Source organism: Streptomyces rishiriensis (assembly GCF_003112535.1).
Taxonomy (GTDB): Bacteria; Actinomycetota; Actinomycetes; order Streptomycetales; family Streptomycetaceae; genus Streptomyces; species Streptomyces rishiriensis.
Map to the genome: position 1 here is coordinate 32,309 of NZ_BEWA01000019.1, position 16,765 is coordinate 49,073.

14 protein-coding genes are annotated in these 16,765 nt (G+C 69.2%); 7 read left to right on the forward strand and 7 right to left on the reverse strand.

Translation table 11 applies throughout. From position 1 onward, the window contains the following. Nucleotides 1-110: 110 nt before the first annotated feature. Nucleotides 111-1,190, reverse strand: a complete 1,080-nt coding sequence (hisC, locus tag Sri02f_RS30355) for a histidinol-phosphate transaminase (RefSeq protein ID WP_109004535.1) — start codon at nt 1,188-1,190, stop codon at nt 111-113. Between the two features lie 417 nt (nt 1,191-1,607). Between hisC and Sri02f_RS30360 the strand changes: the two genes are divergently transcribed. From Sri02f_RS30360 to Sri02f_RS30370, 3 genes are all read left to right on the forward strand, one after another. Next, nucleotides 1,608-2,720, forward strand: coding sequence for a LacI family DNA-binding transcriptional regulator (locus Sri02f_RS30360; protein ID WP_109004536.1), 1,113 nt, complete (start codon nt 1,608-1,610; stop codon nt 2,718-2,720). An 831-nt stretch (nt 2,721-3,551) separates the two neighbouring features. Further along, nucleotides 3,552-4,637: a metallophosphoesterase gene (locus tag Sri02f_RS30365; RefSeq protein ID WP_109004537.1), complete on the forward strand. Its 1,086-nt coding sequence runs from the start codon at nt 3,552-3,554 to the stop codon at nt 4,635-4,637. A gap of 247 nt (nt 4,638-4,884) precedes the next feature. Then, nucleotides 4,885-5,757: a hypothetical protein gene (locus tag Sri02f_RS30370; RefSeq protein ID WP_109004538.1), complete on the forward strand. Its 873-nt coding sequence runs from the start codon at nt 4,885-4,887 to the stop codon at nt 5,755-5,757. A 241-nt stretch (nt 5,758-5,998) separates the two neighbouring features. On the opposite strand, the gene Sri02f_RS30375 is transcribed toward Sri02f_RS30370, so the two are convergent. Together Sri02f_RS30375 and thiC are read right to left on the reverse strand one after the other, a co-directional pair. After that, nucleotides 5,999-7,507, reverse strand: a complete 1,509-nt coding sequence (locus tag Sri02f_RS30375; RefSeq protein WP_109004539.1) for a VWA domain-containing protein — start codon at nt 7,505-7,507, stop codon at nt 5,999-6,001. A gap of 322 nt (nt 7,508-7,829) precedes the next feature. After that, the gene (gene thiC / locus Sri02f_RS30380) at nt 7,830-9,686 is read right to left on the reverse strand and encodes a phosphomethylpyrimidine synthase ThiC (protein ID WP_109004540.1); all 1,857 of its coding nucleotides are present in this window, start codon (nt 9,684-9,686) and stop codon (nt 7,830-7,832) included. Between the two features lie 541 nt (nt 9,687-10,227). On the opposite strand from thiC, the gene Sri02f_RS30385 reads away from it, so the two are divergent. Beyond that, a complete protein-coding gene (locus tag Sri02f_RS30385) occupies nt 10,228-12,027 on the forward strand; it encodes a YibE/F family protein (RefSeq protein ID WP_373865141.1) in 1,800 nt (599 codons plus the stop codon). Between the two features lie 176 nt (nt 12,028-12,203). On the opposite strand, the gene Sri02f_RS30390 is transcribed toward Sri02f_RS30385, so the two are convergent. From Sri02f_RS30390 to Sri02f_RS30405, 4 genes are all read right to left on the reverse strand, one after another. Then, on the reverse strand, nt 12,204-12,650 hold the full coding sequence (locus tag Sri02f_RS30390; protein ID WP_109004542.1) for an SsgA family sporulation/cell division regulator: 447 nt from the start codon (nt 12,648-12,650) through the stop codon (nt 12,204-12,206). Between the two features lie 100 nt (nt 12,651-12,750). After that, entirely contained in the window at nt 12,751-13,614 is an 864-nt protein-coding gene (locus Sri02f_RS30395; protein WP_167467651.1) for an IclR family transcriptional regulator, read from the reverse strand. Between the two features lie 217 nt (nt 13,615-13,831). Next, nucleotides 13,832-14,044: a DUF5326 family protein gene (locus Sri02f_RS30400; protein ID WP_109004543.1), complete on the reverse strand. Its 213-nt coding sequence runs from the start codon at nt 14,042-14,044 to the stop codon at nt 13,832-13,834. 182 nt (nt 14,045-14,226) lie between these two features. Next, nucleotides 14,227-14,544, reverse strand: coding sequence for a cupin domain-containing protein (locus Sri02f_RS30405; protein ID WP_109004544.1), 318 nt, complete (start codon nt 14,542-14,544; stop codon nt 14,227-14,229). A gap of 58 nt (nt 14,545-14,602) precedes the next feature. Between Sri02f_RS30405 and Sri02f_RS30410 the strand changes: the two genes are divergently transcribed. The 3 genes from Sri02f_RS30410 to Sri02f_RS30420 are packed head-to-tail and all read left to right on the forward strand — an operon-like array spanning nt 14,603 to nt 16,633. Beyond that, nucleotides 14,603-14,980: a phage holin family protein gene (locus tag Sri02f_RS30410; RefSeq protein ID WP_109004545.1), complete on the forward strand. Its 378-nt coding sequence runs from the start codon at nt 14,603-14,605 to the stop codon at nt 14,978-14,980. 7 nt (nt 14,981-14,987) lie between these two features. Beyond that, nucleotides 14,988-15,479, forward strand: a complete 492-nt coding sequence (locus tag Sri02f_RS30415) for a low molecular weight protein-tyrosine-phosphatase (protein WP_109004546.1) — start codon at nt 14,988-14,990, stop codon at nt 15,477-15,479. Continuing rightward, the gene (locus Sri02f_RS30420) at nt 15,476-16,633 is read left to right on the forward strand and encodes a cystathionine gamma-lyase (RefSeq protein WP_109004547.1); all 1,158 of its coding nucleotides are present in this window, start codon (nt 15,476-15,478) and stop codon (nt 16,631-16,633) included. The genes Sri02f_RS30415 and Sri02f_RS30420 overlap by 4 nt, the downstream gene beginning before the upstream one ends. Nucleotides 16,634-16,765 lie beyond the last annotated feature (132 nt).

The window sequence follows — 16,765 nt, forward strand, 5'->3', positions numbered from 1 at the left end:
ATGCCGCAAGGATTTTCGACATGCCAAAGGGGGCCCCCTTACCCGCGGGAACCCCCTGGGACACACCTTGATAACCGGGTCTGACCAGCACAAACCCCGAGATCAGCGCTTCACAGGTCCTTGCGGAACCCTTCCGCCGCCTTCAGGAAGATGTCGTTGGCCTCGTTCTCCCCGATCGTCACCCGCACGCCCTCACCCGGGAACGGCCGCACCACGACGCCGGCCTGCTCGCACGCCCCCGCGAAGGGAACCGTGTGCTCGCCCAGCCGCAGCCACACGAAGTTGGCCTGGGTGTCGGGCACCGTCCAGCCCTGTGCGCGCAGCCCTTCGACCACGCGCAGCCGCTCGCACACCAGGGAGCCGACCCGGCCGAGCAGCGCGTCCTCGGCGCGCAGCGAGGCGATCGCGGCCTCCTGCGCCAGCTGGCTGACCCCGAACGGCACCGCCGTCTTGCGCAGCGCCTCCGCCACCGGCTCGTGCGCGATGGCGAAGCCGACGCGCAGGCCCGCGAGGCCGTACGCCTTGGAGAAGGTCCGCAGGACGCAGACGTTGGGCCGGTTCCGGTACAGCTCGACGCCGTCGGGCACCTCGAGGTCGCGGATGAACTCCCGGTAGGCCTCGTCGAGCACGACCAGCACATCGCCCGGCACGCGGTCGAGGAACCGTTCCAGCTCGGCCCGCTTCACGACGGTGCCCGTGGGGTTGTTGGGGTTGCAGACGAAGATCAACCGGGTCCGGTCGGTGATCGCGTCGGCCATCGCGTCAAGATCGTGCACGTCGTCCGGGGTCAGCGGCACCTGCACGGCCTTGGCGCCGCTGATCTGCGTGATGATCGGATAGGCCTCGAAGGACCGCCAGGCGTACATGACCTCGTCGCCGGGGCCCGCGGTCGCCTGGACGAGCTGCTGGGCGACGCCGACGGAACCGGTGCCCGTGGCCAGATGGGAGGCGGGCACCCCGAAGCGCTCGGAGAGCTCGCTCACCAGACCCGTACAGGCGAGGTCCGGGTAGCGGTTGAAGGACGCGGCCGCGGCCGTCACGGACTCCATCACGCCCGGCAGCGGCGGATACGGGTTCTCGTTGGAGGACAGCTTGTAGGCCACGGGGCCACCGACCATGGCCGGCCTGCCCGGCTTGTAGGTGGGGACCCCCTCCAGCTCGGCGCGCAGCTTGGGGCTCGTCTCGCTCACCGCAGTCCTCCTCATGACCACCACCGGCTTCAATACTGCTCACCTTATGAGGATTCGGCCCGGGTGCGTACAGGTTGTCGGTCAGAGACCGCGGCCCGGAGCGGAGGGATCTCTACGACTTCTGGGGACGAAGGCACACGAAGGCGTGCCCACCAGGGGGCGCGCTGCACATATATCTACGCGCTGGTGGCTCACTCCGTGGCGCGCATCCCTCGTGCAGGTGAGTTGAGACCTCTTCGAGACATCCGCGCCTTGGCAGGCTCATCCGTGTAGACACGTCACGTCCTGGCATGGAAACGGCCAATTATCTTTGTTTCCAAGGAACTTGACCCTCAAAAGCCTTGCAGAAACGTGCCTGTCAACGCGTGCATATGCGTCCGCCCTACCCCACCTGATGAGCCCTACTATCGGCTCGCCATGACAGCAGCAGGGAAGCACCAGGTGAGCCGCGCGGAAACCTCACGCCGAGGCAACCGGCCGGGCCGGGCGGGCATCAGGGACGTGGCCGCCGCCGCCGGAGTCTCCATCACGACCGTCTCCGACGCCCTCAACGGCAAGGGCAGGCTCCCCGACGCCACCCGACGCCATGTCCGCGAGGTCGCCGACCGACTGGGCTACCGCCCCTCCGCGGCCGCCCGAACCCTTCGTACCGGCAAGTCAGGGCTCATCGGCCTGACCGTGACCACGTACGGGGATGAACCTTTCACCTTCACCGAGTTCGCGTACTTCGCGGAAATGGCGCGCGCCGCGACCTCGGCCGCGCTCGCCCGCGGCTACGCACTCGTCATCCTCCCGGCGACCTCCCGCCACGACGTGTGGTCGAACGTCGCCCTGGACGGCACGGTCGTCATCGACCCCTCCGACCAGGATCCGGTGGTCAGCGAGCTGGTCCGGCAGGGTTTACCGGTCGTCTCCGACGGCCGCCCGGCCGGCACGCTCCCGGTCACCGCCTGGGTGGACAACGACCACGAGACCGCCGTCCTCGACATCCTCGACCACCTGGCCGACGCCGGCGCCCGCCGCATCGGCCTGCTCACCGGCACCACGACCGACACGTACACGCACCTTTCGACCAGCGCGTATCTGCGGTGGTGCGAGCGGGTGGGCCAGGACCCCGTCTACGAGGCCTACCCCGCGCACGACCCGTGCGCCGGCGCCGTAGCCGCCGACCGGCTGCTGGCGCGCCCCGACCGCCCCGACGCCGTCTACGGCCTGTTCGACCCCAACGGCACGGACCTGCTGGCCGCAGCCCGCCGGTACGGGCTGCGGGTGCCCGAGGACCTGCTGGTCGTCTGCTGCAGCGAGTCCACGGTGTACGCCAACACCGAGCCGCCCGTGACGACCCTCTCGCTGAAGCCGCGGCGCATCGGAACCGCGGTCGTCCAGCTCCTCATCGACGCGATCGAGGGCGTGGCGGTGGACGGACCGGTCCAGCAGGTGATACCGACCGAACTGATCGTGCGGACCTCGTCCCAGCGACGCCCCCCTCGCACGACGGTCAGCCCCCCGAGGACCCCCAAGGGGAAGTAGCCCACGCCGCACGACCGAGCCGCCGTCCGTCCCACGCCCGTTCTTCCCGGGGGTGGGACGGACGGCGGCTTTCCGGGTTCGTCGGCGCTCATCAGCACGGTGCCCGACGGCGACGACTTTCGCCGTGGTTCGTCGGCGCGCTCGTCAGCTGTCGCCGTGGTTCGTGGGTGCTCCTCAGCATTCGTCGCCGTTCATCGGCGTTCGTCGCCGTTCATCGGCGTTCGTCGGCGTTCATCGGCGTTCATCAGTGTTCGTCAGCTTTCGTCGGCGTTCGCCAGATGCTTGGCGGTGGCTGTCGTCGCTTGTCAGCGCTTGTCGGCGTTCGTCAACGCAGGTGAGCGGGAGGCACTTATGGGCGTTTTCCGTGCGGGTCGCCCCATCGCCGCCGACCGCGCGGGTCGCTCCCCCGGACGGTGGGGAACGCCCCCGTCGGATCCCGTCGGCGGCGCCCTCGGCATTCCTCCGCGGAGGGAACGGGGAACGTGCTCCACGACCGCCGGCTGCCGGACTCCTGCCCGTGAGAAGCCTCTCCCTTCCCGACGCCGGAGTCACCCTCGTCCTGGGCGGGACAGACGTCCGCCCCGGCCCGCGAGGGCGAGCGCCGGGGTGGGACACGGGTGTGGGCGTGGTGCGCGCCGGGTGAGTCCGGGCTGCCGAAGCCCGGTCCAATCGGGGCGAAAGCCGCGATGAACTGGAGCCTTGCTCCGATTCACCACCCCTGGGTCATCACACGGCACGATCCGCATTCCTATGATGGGCGCACGGCACCGCGGGCCGCTGCGACCAAGCAGCCCGCAGGGTGCAGCTGCGGCGCGATGGTGGAGGGGTCTGATGACTCAGGGGGCCGGTCAGGGACCCGAGGTGGAGCGGACGGCGACGTTGCGCGATTTCCGGGTGCCCGCGTACGTCAACGAGACCGGTCCGTACGACCACGGCACACAGCCCGGCGACGCGGCGCCGCCCCTCGAGGAGCCCCTGGAGCACCCCGAGGGCTACACGCCCACGCAGCGCGACCTGCCCGTCATCAACCGCCGCGGCGACACCCTCCAGGTGGTCGTGGACCCGGGGACCGCTCAAGCTCCGCTCCCCGCGACCGGCCCGGGCCCGCTCTTCGTCGTCGGCGACGTGCACGGCTACCTCGACGAACTGGTGGCCGCACTGCAGGAGAAGGGCCTGATCGACGACGCCGGCAACTGGTGCGCGGGCACCGCCCGGCTGTGGTTCCTCGGCGACTTCACCGACCGCGGACCGGACGGCATCGGCGTCATCGACCTCGTCATGCGGCTGTCCGCCGAAGCCGCAGCGGCCGGCGGGTACTGCAAAGCCCTCATGGGCAACCACGAACTGCTGCTGCTCGGCGCCAAGCGCTTCGGCGACACCCCCGTCAACTCCGGAGCGGGCACCGCCACCTTCCAGGCCGCCTGGCTGCTCAACGGCGGCCAGAAGTACGACATGGACCGTCTCCAGGATCACCACCTGCAGTGGATGGCACGGCTCGACGCCGTCGAGGAGGTCGACGGTCACCTGCTCGTCCACTCCGACACCACCGCCTACCTCGACTACGGCGACTCGATCGAGGCGGTCAACGACACCGTCCGCGAGACGATCACGCGCAACGACGCGGACGAGGTGTGGGATCTGTTCCGCAAGTTCACCAAGCGCTTCTCCTTCCGCGACGAGGGAGGCGCCGACGCCGTCCGCTCCCTGCTCGATACGTACGGCGGCACCCGCATCGTTCACGGCCACAGCCCGATTCCCTACCTGCTGGGCGAAGTCGGCTCCGAGGAGGACGAGGACAACGACGGCCCGCACGTCTCGGGCCCGCACGTCTACGCGGACGGGCTGGCCATCGCGATGGACGGCGGTGTGACGATGGCCGGGAAACTGCTGGTCCAGCAACTCCCCCTGGAGATCTGAGCGTTCCGGGGGGACTACCCGGGACTGTCCAGAGCCTCCCCGGAGTCCCCCGGGGCCTTCCCCGGCCCCAGCGCGGCGCGGCGCGGGACCATCGGCGACACCGCAGGCCGGGGGCCAATTTCGGCAAACCCCCTGTCACCGCATGCCGTCGCCGCTCTACCATCGGCTTATCCGTAGCAGGCTCCCCTCCGTTTCTGCCCGACGGCTCGTTGGCATGCGAGCCCCAAGCCCTACGGAGCATCGGGGGATGCACATGAACAGCGTTCCGCAGCACCTGCACAGCGAGGACCGCCAAGAGTACGAGCGGATCCTCGACGAGGCGCTGCGCTCCGCACCACACCACCCGGACCTCGCCGCTGTGGGACAGCGGCTCAACTCCGAGCAACTGCGCACGATGGCGCTCAACGCCTCCGCGCTCATCACAGTGGCCGCGGCGGCCGAGTACCAGCACTACGTGAAGGTCCGAGAGGAACTGCGCCACCCCGCGCCGTCCACCGCGACGACCGCGCCCGAGTCCGGAGCCGCCGAACCGGGCATCACCGTGGGCCTCGCCGCCACCATGGACGAGGCGGGCCAGGCAGCCGAAGCCGCCGGGGCCGGCGCCGTCGCCGCCGTCCTCACCCCCGTGCTCGCCGGGACCGCCGCGGTCATCTTCCTGCTCGTCGGTTACATCCTCAGAGCAGTCGCACCCGAACAGGCGTTCGCCCGCACCATGGTCGCGGCCGGCTGGGCGTTCGGGGCCGTGGCCGCCGCCGCGATCCTCGTCGCCACCGTCGCCCTGCTGCTCACCGCCCTGCGCAACCGGCCCTCCCTGGAGGCCGAACCGTACGGCGAACAGAGCGAGGAGGTCACCCGGGCCAAGGAAGCCTGGCGCGAAGCCCTGCTGGAACGCGGCATCCTGCCGTTTCTCCGGGAGGCTCTCGCCAACCCCGGCACGGCGACCGCCCTGCACACCGAACCGGCCCCTCCGGCTCCCACCGGCCGGCTCCCGAAGATCGGCTACGGCCGTCCGGGCTTCAGCAGCCCCGACGACGGGCGCTCGACCGGACCTCGGCCGAGCTTCAGCAGCCCGGACTACACCAGCCCCGAATTCGGCGGCCCGGAACACCACCCGGAATAGCCGTCGCTTCGACACCAGGGCAGAGGACACGCGCCGCACAGGGCCCGGGCCGAATCCGTCCGGGCCACATCGGCCTGGGCCCTATCGGTTCGGGCCACATCGTTGCCCCCTGGGCCCGAGTCCCTCGGCCCGCGGCCATCGGTTCCGGTCCATCGGCCCCGACCCCATCGGCCCGGGGGCGATCAATAGGCGCCGGCCCCGGCGACGCCCGGTGGGGGGCGGACACCACTTCCGACGCCCGTCAGAGGATGCCGGCCCGCCTCGCCGCCTTGATCCAGTCGGGGAACTCAGACAGGAGCCTGTCGTAGAGCTCCTGATCCGGGACGGTGCTGATGTCGTCCACCGCGAAGAAGCCCACGTTGTCGACGCGCCGCCCGGGCAGCGTGTCGAACCGCTCCAGCACCCCGTAGTTGGACCGCCCGAGTCCCACGAACTGCCAGAAGATCGGCTCCTCGACCGCCGCCCTCAGCTCGCGTTCGATCGCCGCGTCGCGGTACACCCCTCCGTCGGAGAAGAACAGCGCCAAGGTCGGAGCGGTCGCCGGATTTTCCCGTACGTAGGCTCTGACCTGGGCGATCGCCTTCTGCTCCTCGTTCTGGATGCCGACTGTGCGCATGTCGACCTGCCCCGGTTCCAACCCCTTACGGGGCTTCTTGGACCGACGGAACAGACTCATCTCGCCCACCCGCACATGAAGCCGCAGCCACTCAGGGAGTTCACCCAGGCGCAGGTCGGGGAGACGAGCCGCCTCACTGGCGAACGTCCAGGCCTGCATCTCCCCGTCGTCGTCGAGTTGTGCCGCCACCGCAGCCATCCGCTCCACGACGTCCGCCACCACGCCCTTGGAGTACAGGAACGACATGGAACCGGAGGCATCGAGAACGAGCAGGATGCGCGCGCTGATCCCGGTCGCTCCGCGCTTGCTCAGGCTGACGGCGACCTGCTCCTTCCGCAACGACAGCCGCTTGCGCATGTCGACGGGGAGCCGCTCCTCGCCCTTCGTCAGGCGGGGCCCCGAAGACCGACCGGACGGAGCCGATTCCGGCCGGCCGGCCGGAGGCGCGGCCGGGACGATGGCCGGAGGCGATTCCGGACGGCTGACCGGTGGTGCGTCTGGAGGGGCAGGGCACGACGGTCCAGGCTGAACGGACAGAACAGGCGGAAGCAGAGGACGAGGCGGGGCAGGCGGGACGGTCGCCGCGGTCGCCTCCTCCGGTTCCTCGTCGACCGTGATCCCGAAATCGGTGGCCAGCCCCGCCAGCCCGGAGGCGTACCCCTGACCGACCGCCCGGAACTTCCAGCGCCCCTCGCGCAGGTACAACTCACCCCCGATGAGGGCCGTCTCCACGTCGGCCTGCATCTCGAAGCGAGCCATCTCGGACCGACCGCCCGTGCCGAACAGGCGCAGCGTCAGACCGGCCACCTGCCCGAAGGCGCCACCGTCGACGGACGCGCACAGCACCACCCGGGTGATCGCACCCTCCAGCGAGCGGAGGTCGACGTGGACGGCGTCGGTCACCACTCCGGCGTCGCGACGCTTGCCTACGTGTCTCACGGCACCCGATGCGTGAAGGGGCTGGTTGTAGAAGACGAAGTCCCCGTCGTTCCGGACCCGTCCGCCATCGGTCAGCAGCAGCGCCGAGACGTCGATGTCCGGTCCGCCGGCCCGCTCGGCCCAACTGAGTTCGACCCGGACATCCGGTGAGTCGACCGGCAGATTGGCGCCCTTGCTCATGGATCGCGCTGTCATGGGGGCAAGTCTGCCGAGTCGACGTCCGACTTCAACCGAACGGACAACACGGACAACAACGTCTCCTCCCAGATCAGCACCCGTCCTGACGCCCCCCTGCCGACCCTCCTTTCGGATCCACTGGCCCACTGGCCCACCACCCCTCTGCGCCTCTGGGCCTCTGCGCCTCTGGCGGTCCTCCTGCCGAACTTCACGTCGGCCCGTGCGCCGACCGGCCTTCCGCCGATCCTCACCGGTTGCTTCATCGGTTCCCCCGTCAGTTCCCCATCGGCGCCACCCGGGCATCGAGCCCGTGCCGGAAGCGCCGACGGGGAACGGCTGTTCAGTCGGCCAGCGGCAGGTACACCCGGTTCCCGCTCGCGGCGAACTCCTTCGATTTCTCCAGCATCCCCTCGGCGATCTCGTCCGCCGAGGCACCCTCGGCCGCCCCTCCGCCGAACCGCTCGGTGATGCTCTGGCTGATCTTCATCGAGCAGAACTTCGGCCCGCACATCGAGCAGAAATGGGCTGTCTTCGCCGGCTCTGCCGGCAGCGTCTCGTCGTGGAACTCCCGTGCCGTGTCCGGGTCGAGAGCGAGGTTGAACTGGTCTTCCCAACGGAACTCGAAGCGCGCGTCGGACAGCGCGTCGTCCCATTCCTGCGCACCGGGGTGCCCCTTGGCGAGGTCGGCTGCGTGGGCGGCGATCTTGTAGGTGATCACGCCGGTCTTGACGTCGTCACGGTTGGGCAGCCCCAGGTGTTCCTTGGGCGTGACGTAGCAGAGCATGGCCGTGCCCCACCATGCGATCATCGCGGCGCCGATGCCGGAGGTGATGTGGTCGTACGCCGGCGCGACGTCCGTCGTCAGCGGGCCGAGCGTATAGAACGGAGCTTCATCACAGATCTCCTGCTGAAGGTCGATGTTCTCCTTGATCTTGTGCATCGGGACGTGCCCCGGGCCTTCGATCATCGTCTGTACATGGAAACGCTTGGCGATCGTGTTGAGTTCCCCGAGCGTCCTCAACTCCGCGAACTGCGCCTCGTCGTTGGCGTCCGCGATCGAACCCGGCCGCAGGCCGTCGCCGAGCGAGTAGGTGACGTCATAGGCGGCGAGAATCTCGCAGAGTTCCTCGAAGTTCTCGTACAGGAAAGACTCTTTGTGGTGCGCCAGGCACCAGGCCGCCATGATCGAGCCGCCGCGCGACACGATGCCGGTTTTGCGGTTGGCGGTGAGCGGCACGTACGAAAGACGGACGCCGGCATGGACCGTCATGTAGTCGACGCCCTGCTCGGCCTGCTCGACGACCGTGTCCTTGTAGATCTCCCAGGTCAGCTCCTCGGCCCGGCCGTCGACCTTCTCCAGCGCCTGGTACAGCGGCACGGTGCCGATCGGGACGGGGGAGTTCCGCAGCACCCACTCGCGGGTGGTGTGGATGTTGCGTCCGGTGGACAGGTCCATGACCGTGTCGGCGCCCCACCGGGTCGCCCAGGTCATCTTCTCGACCTCCTCCTCGATGGAGGACGTCACGGCCGAGTTGCCGATGTTGGCGTTGACCTTCACCAGGAACCGCTTGCCGATGATCATCGGCTCGATCTCCGGATGATTGACGTTGGCCGGCAACACGGCACGACCGGCTGCGATCTCCTCGCGGACCACCTCGGGAGAAACGTTCTCTCGGATGGCCACGAACTCCATCTCGGGCGTGATCTCCCCCTGCCGCGCATACGCGAGCTGGGTGACCGCCTTGCCGTCCCTGCTGCGGCGCGGCAACCGGGGCCGACCGGGGAAGACAGCGTCGAGGTTGCGCAGACCGCCACGCGGCGAGGTGTGCCGGAGGCCGTCGTCCTCGGGGCGGACCGGACGGCCCGCGTACTCCTCGGTGTCTCCGCGGGCGATGATCCAGCTCTCACGCAGCGGCGACAGGCCCCTGCGGACGTCGGTCTCGACGAGCGGATCGGTGTACGGGCCGGAGGTGTCGTACAGCGATACCGACTGCCCATTGGTGAGGTGCACCTGACGGACCGGCACCCGAAGGTCGGCGCGAGCGCCCTCGACGTACCCCTTGTGCCAGCCGATGGACTTCCCGGTCTCCGCGTCGTTCCCGTCAACACCGTTCGTGTCGACCGCGTCCCCGCCGACCGCGTTGCCGCTGGTCGCGTTCTGCATGGAGGCAGGCGTGCGTGCGTCCTTGTTGGTCATGAGACCTACTCCCTACGCCGGCATTACCCGGTAACAGGTTCGGCGGTCGACGCAGCGGCTACCGCCAGCCGACGTTTCATGTGAAACGTCACTCGTCGTGAGAGACGTTCCACGTGAAACATCGCGAAGACGGAGGTCAGCGCCCTCTCAGCCCGGTGCTCCGAGCTCCCGCGTGTGCAAAAGTGCCTCCACGCTAGCGTCAAGTCGGGCGCGGTGAACAGAGGGCCCCTGTCGTTCTTGCGATGATCGGTCGGTGACCACGACACCTCATCCCCCGCTCCCGCCCGAGCCGCCTCGTCGGCCAGGTGCCGGAAACGGCCCCGCCAACAACCCCGGCGGCTCCGGGGGCGGTCCGGGAGACACTCGTGACTTCGGCGGCGGTGGTCACGAACACGGGCCTCCCCATGGGCGTCCTCACCGTCCCGGGCAAGTCCAGGGGCCGGGCTCCGGCCAGGAGCCGGGGTACGCGGGAGGGCTGGGCGGCCTGGCCCGCGGTCGCACTACCAGCGGTCAGGGGCCCGGCACCGACCCGAGCCCTGGGATGGGCCATGGCCTCGACCCCGGACAGGGACGCAGGGACGAGTACGGATACGGATACGGATACGGCAGCAGCGAGGGCAGCAGCGGCCTCCAGGAGAGCCCGGACGGGCACAGGCACGAATATGGTCCTGGCCCCGGAACCGGCCCCCGCCCCGGCTCAGGTCCTGTCCCCGGATCTGGCCCCGGCCGCGGCCCTCAGGGCGGGCACAGGAGGGGCTCCGGCGGTCATGGAGCAGGCTCAGGAGACGGGCACGGGACGGGATCCGGTGGTGTGTATGAGCCCAGCCACGTCGGTGGAGGCGGGCACGGCCCGGGCGAGGGGCACGGTCACCGGGACGGACACGGCCCCGGCGAGGGGCACGGTCACCGGGACGGGCACGGGTCCGGCCGGCGTGAGGGGCGTAGTCCCGATCATGGTGAAGGGCACGGCCATTCTCACGGGCACAGCCACAGTCACGGCCCGGCCGCCCCCGTCTCCCGGCACCTGCGCAAGGTCATCGCGGCCATCCTCATCCCGTTCGGCGTCGCGGTCCTGGCCGGACTCGTGGTGCTGTGGCCCGGCGGCGCCCCGGCGCACCAACGCACCGGGGTCGGCTTCGACCGGCAGACCCAGCAGGCCACGGTCGCCAAGGTCGTGAGCGTGAGCTGTGCCTCGGTGAACGCCTCGGGCGAGACTCCGACCGGCGACACCTCCACAGCCGAGGGCTCCTCGGCGCAGCAACAGGCGAAGGGCACCTGCAAGAGGGCCACGATCCGGGTGGACACCGGTAACGACAAGGGCCGCACGTTCACCGAGATCATCCAGCCGGACCAGACCCGGCAGTTGCACCAGGGCGAGAAGGTCGTGGTCGCCTACGAGCCCTCCGCGCCGAAGGATCTGCAGTACTCGGTCACCGACGTGAACCGCCGCATCCCGATGTCCGTGCTGGCCGGCATCTTCGCGGTCGCCGTCGTGGTCGTCGGGCGGCTCCGGGGCGTGATGGCGCTGGTCGCCCTGGCCATCAGCTTCATGGTGCTGAACTTCTTCGTGCTGCCCGCGATCCTGCAGGGCTCGAACCCGTTGGTCGTGGCAGTGGTGGGGTCCAGTGCCATCATGCTGATCGCGCTCTATCTGTGTCACGGTCTGTCGGCCCGCACCTCCGTCGCGGTACTCGGCACCCTCGTCTCGCTGCTGCTCATCGGCATCCTCGGTTCGCTGTTCATCGACTGGGCGGCGTTGACCGGCAACACGGACGACAACACGGGTCTGATCCACGGCCTGTACCCGTCGATCGACATGAGCGGCCTGCTGCTCGCCGGCATCATCATCGGCTCGCTCGGCGTGCTCGACGACGTGACGGTCACCCAGACATCAGCGGTCTGGGAACTGCACGAGGCCAACCCGTCGATGGGTCGGCGAGGGCTCTACCGGGCCGGCATCCGTATCGGCCGTGACCACATCGCCTCAGTGGTCAACACGCTCGTCCTCGCCTACGCCGGCGCCGCCCTGCCGCTGTTGCTGCTCTTCTCGATCGCGCAGAGCAGCGTGGGCTCCGTCGCCAACAGTGAGTTGGTGGCGGAGGAGATCGTGCGCACGCTGGTGGGTTCGATCGGTCTGGTGGCCTCCGTGCCGGTCACGACTCTTCTGGCCGCCCTCGTGGTCTCCGCCGACCGTCCGGGAACCGACACGACGGCCGTGACGATTGCGGCGGCGGCTCCGGCGAGCTTGACGGGTTCGGTGCCGGCTCCGGCGGGAGCGACGGGAGCGACGGCGGATCCCGCTCCGGCCCGGGGTGGCCGGGGCAGGCGCCGCAAACGCTGACCGGCCTGCACGACGCCCGGCCCCCCGTGGGGAGCCGGGCGCGCGACCGGCCGTTTCGGCCCCGTCGAACCGTCCAGCAAACCGATGGACGGATGGGCAGATGAACCGATGAAGAAGCGTTCCTGCGCACCCGCACTCCGTGACGAAGCGTTCCGCCACCGCTCGCTGCCGCCCCGTCAGCCCGCGCTCTGCTCCTCGGCGAGGATGCGGTCGAGGGCCTCGTCCAGATGGGCGTCGAAGTCGGCGAGCGCACCCTCCTGGCCGAGGGGCACCAGCTTGTCGGTGCGATCGAGGAACGCCACCAAAGGGGCCGCCGAGGAGCGGAACACAGCCTGGTCCCCGCAGACCTGAAGCCGGATCAGGACCTCCCCGAGCACATCCGGTTCGACGGGCGAGACACGGACGTCGCCCTCACCGCACGGCCTGCCCACCCCGTCGATGAGCAGCTCTCGGCCGAAGGCCCAGGTCACCGGGGCGTCACCGGGCAAGTGGAAGGTGAGCCGCACCGCGTAGGGATCGCACGACTCGTAGCCCAGCTCCACCGGGATGCGGAACGAGAGCTCCTCGGAGACGAGGAAGCTCATCATGACCTCTGCCTGTACTGCCTGCACGGACTCGCGCATCGCCTAACCCCGTCATTTGCCGTCGATTGGCCGGGAATGAACCTTCTGATACTGCAGGCATCTTGCTGAACGTACACAACAGATCACAAGGAGTGAGTTTTCAGATACTGATAGAGATCGCGAGGGATCCCAGCAGCCGTCCGACTTCGTACTGCAGCTGCCGGGCCGCGGTGTGCAGCCGGTCGGCGTGGTGGGCGGGCAGCGACATCGCCATCGTCGCCGCCGTGGTGCCCACGGTGATCGGAATGGCGGCGCATACGGTGCCCAGTGCGTACTCCTGTCGTTCGACGACCGGTTCCATGCGCGGCATCCGCTCCAGGCGCCGCAGCAGGGTGTGGTTGTCACGCACGGTGTAGGGGGTGATCGACTGCGCCGGGTAGCGGTCCAGGTGATCCCGCCGGGCCTCCTCGTCCAGTTGGGAGAGCAGGCACTGTCCGATGGCGTGCGCGTGTCCCGTCTCGCGGAAGTCGGCCCATTCCTCCACCGCCGGGTTGCCCGGGGTGTCGGAGACGCACATGATCTCGATCTCGCCGTCCCGGTACCGCGCGTAGTACACGGGGACACCGATCGAATCGCGCCACTGGGCGAGAGTGTCGGCGACGGTGCTGCGACGTTTCTGCGCCGCTCCGCTGCTGCCGAGCCGTTCAGCGGCCTCCCCGAGGAAGAACAGCCCCTTGTCCCGGCGCAGATAGCCCTCGTGCACGAGGGTGCGCAACAGGTGATAGGCCGTGGGCAGGGCGAGACCGGTCTCGCGCGCCAGTTGCTTCGCCGGGGCTCCGAACTCGTGCTCAGCGACGGTTTCCAGCAGCCGCATGGCGCGCTGCACGGAGCTGATCAAGGTGGCCGCCGGATGCGACTGCTCGGGCACGACCGGGTTCGGCGGCCGCTGGAGCGGAGGTGCGAGGGAACGTGGCGGAGTGGGGGGTGCGTACGGTTCTGTGGTTGCGGTGTCGACCGTGGGCAAGGGGGCACTCCCGAAGCGCGAGGGGGCGGTCCGTGCGGGGGAACACGGGAGGGGGGCGTACGCCGCTCGCGGGGCGTCGTCCCCGCGTCGAGTTCCGGACTTTAACCGTCTGCCACCGCTTGCAGACGGGCTGCGGGAAAACTTCCCCCGGCCGAGGGAACCGGTGATTCCTGTTACCGATCACCGGTCTCCGGCGCCGCCCACCGACCGCCGCGCGTCACCACTCGCTGCGCGACGAGGAACTCGACGTGAACTTCCGTACGACGTAGATCAGTCCACCGACCAGCGCCACGAAGACCAGCAGCTTGAAGAGCAGGCCGATCACGAAGCCGACGACGCTGGCTATCAGGCCGCCGAACACGACCAGCGCGATGACCGGCACCGCGACCCACTTCACCCACCACGGCAGTCCCGCGAAGATCTCTTGCATCGCCCTCGTCCTCATCCTCTTCGATCGACTGCCGGCGCTCCTGTCGCGCCGGATCATTTCGATGTCCTGCGTCGATGCTAGATCTGAAGAGGTGGCTGACGGGGGCCTCGCGTCCCTTGTCCTCCCCTGATCGAACCCTTAGGGAACCCCGAGGCCGCGGGTCGGCGGCAAGGCGGAGAAGCTCAGCCCTCAGGCGGCGAGAACACCACCAGGACCCTCAGATCCTCGCTGATGTGATGGAACTTGTGGGCGACGCCGGCCGGGACGTACACCACACTCCCGCGAGCCACCTGCGTGGTCTCCAGACCGACGGTGATCGAGGCCCGCCCGCTCACCACGAAGTACACCTCGTCCTGGTGGTGCGGGTTCTGTGGATCATGGGTGCCGGCATCGAGCGCGTACAGGCCGACCGACATGTTCCGCTCGCGCAGAAACTGCAGGTACGCACCATCGTTGGCGGCTCGTTCCGCCTCCAGTTCATCCAACCGGAATGCCTTCATCGACCTTGTCCGCTCTCGTCCGGTGCTCGTTGGCGATCTCTCTGCCACGATCAGACACATGAAGAATTTCGTAGTCAAGACGATCGCCAACGCGGGCGCTCTGGCGGTCGCCGTCTGGCTGCTCGACAAGATCACCCTGACCGGTGACAGCACGGGCAAGACGATAGGCACCCTCCTCGTCGTCGCTCTGCTCTTCGGCCTGGTGAACTTCCTGGTCAAACCCCTCGTCAAGGTGCTGACCTTCCCTCTGTTCATCCTCACGCTCGGGCTGATCACACTGGTGGTCAACGCCCTTATGCTGCTGCTCACTTCTTGGCTGGCCGACAAGCTCGACGTGAGTTTCCACGTGGAGGGCTTCTGGACCGCCGTCCTCGGCGGCCTGATCATCTCCGTCGTCTCCTGGGCGCTGAACGTCGTGCTGCCCGACGAGGACTGAGACCGCGATGACCTACCGCGTCTGTTTCGTCTGCACCGGCAACATCTGCCGCTCGCCGATGGCCGAGTCGGTCTTCCGCGCGCGGGTGGAGGACGCCGGTCTCGACAGACTGGTCGAGGTCGACAGCGCCGGCACGGGCGACTGGCACGAGGGCGAGACGGCCGACCCGCGTGCCCAGTCCGTCCTGGAGGAGCACGGCTACGCGCTCGACCACACGGCCCGGCGCTTCGATTCGTCCTGGTTCGCCCGCCTCGACCGGGTGATCGCCCTGGACTCCGGTCATCTCAAAGCGCTGCGCCGCCTCGCACCCACCGCGGAGGACGCGGCGAAGGTACGTCTGCTGCGTTCCTTCGACCCCGCGGCGGACGACGACCTCGACGTCCCCGACCCTTATTACGGGGGCCGTGACGACTTCGAGGAGTGCCTTGAGATGGTGGAGGAGGCGAGCACCGGTCTGCTCTCCGCCGTGCGTGAGGACGTGGAAGGACAGATGGCATGAGCAGTTCCGCTACGAACGAGGGGATCTCCCCGGGTTCCGGCGACGGCACGCGCGCGGTGCGTGCCGGACTGCCCGAGCCCGTGAAGTACGAGCCCACCCTTCCCGGACCGGTGTTCGCGGCACACTTCCACCTGCCGGGGGAACCCACGGGCCCCTACACCTACGGCCGTGACGAGAACCCGACCTGGACGCACCTGGAGCACGCCATCGGCGAGCTGGAGGCACCGGGGCAGGACGGCGTCGAGACACTCGTCTTCGCCTCCGGAATGGCCGCGATCTCGTCGGTGCTCTTCTCCCAGCTGCGCTCCGGGGACGCGGTCGTGCTGCCCGGCGACGGCTACCAGGCGCTGCCCCTGGCCCGCGCCCAGTTGGAGGCGTACGGCATCGAGGTGCGCACCGCGCCGACCCGTTCGGACGCCCAGATCGAAGTGCTCGACGGCGCGAAGCTGCTGTTGATCGAGTCCCCCTCGAACCCGGGGCTCGACGTGTGCGACATCCGCAGGCTCGCCGAGGCGGCCCACGCGCGTGGCGCGCTGGTGGCCGTTGACAACACCCTCGCCACCCCGCTCGGGCAACGCCCGCTGGCGCTCGGCGCCGACTTCTCGGTGGCCAGCGGCACCAAGCAGCTCACCGGTCACGGCGACATCCTTCTCGGCTATGTCACCGGGCGAGCCGGCGAGCCGATGACCTCCGTACGGCGTTGGCGCAAGATCGTCGGGGCGATCCCGGGGCCCATGGAGGCCTGGCTCGCACACCGCTCGATCGCCACGCTGCAGATGCGCGTCGACCGGCAGAACGCGACCGCCCTGGCCGTCGCCGAGGCGCTGCGGGGGAGGCCCGAGGTGAGCGGGCTGCGCTATCCGGGACTGCCCGACGATCCCTCCCACCAGGTCGCCTCACAGCAGATGCGGCGTTACGGGTGCGTGGTCTCCTTCGCGCTCGCCACACGCGCGCGGGCCGAGCGATTCCTGGATGCGCTGCGGCTCGTGGACGAGGCGACGAGCTTCGGCGGAGTGCGCTCCACCGCGGAACGGCGCGGACGCTGGGGTGGAGACGCGGTACCGGAGGGGTTCGTCCGACTGTCCGTCGGCGCCGAGGATCCCGAGGACCTCGTGGCGGATGTGCTGCGTGCGCTGGAGGAATCGGAGCGATGACCGGCTTACGGACGTTCGGCCCTGATCCCGCCGCACGCAGCGGACGGTCCGAGCCTCCCCCCTCGTGGCTCGGACCGTCCTCGGTTCTGCACGCGAAGAACCGCGCCCACAAGGCTAGTTGACTCTGTGTCA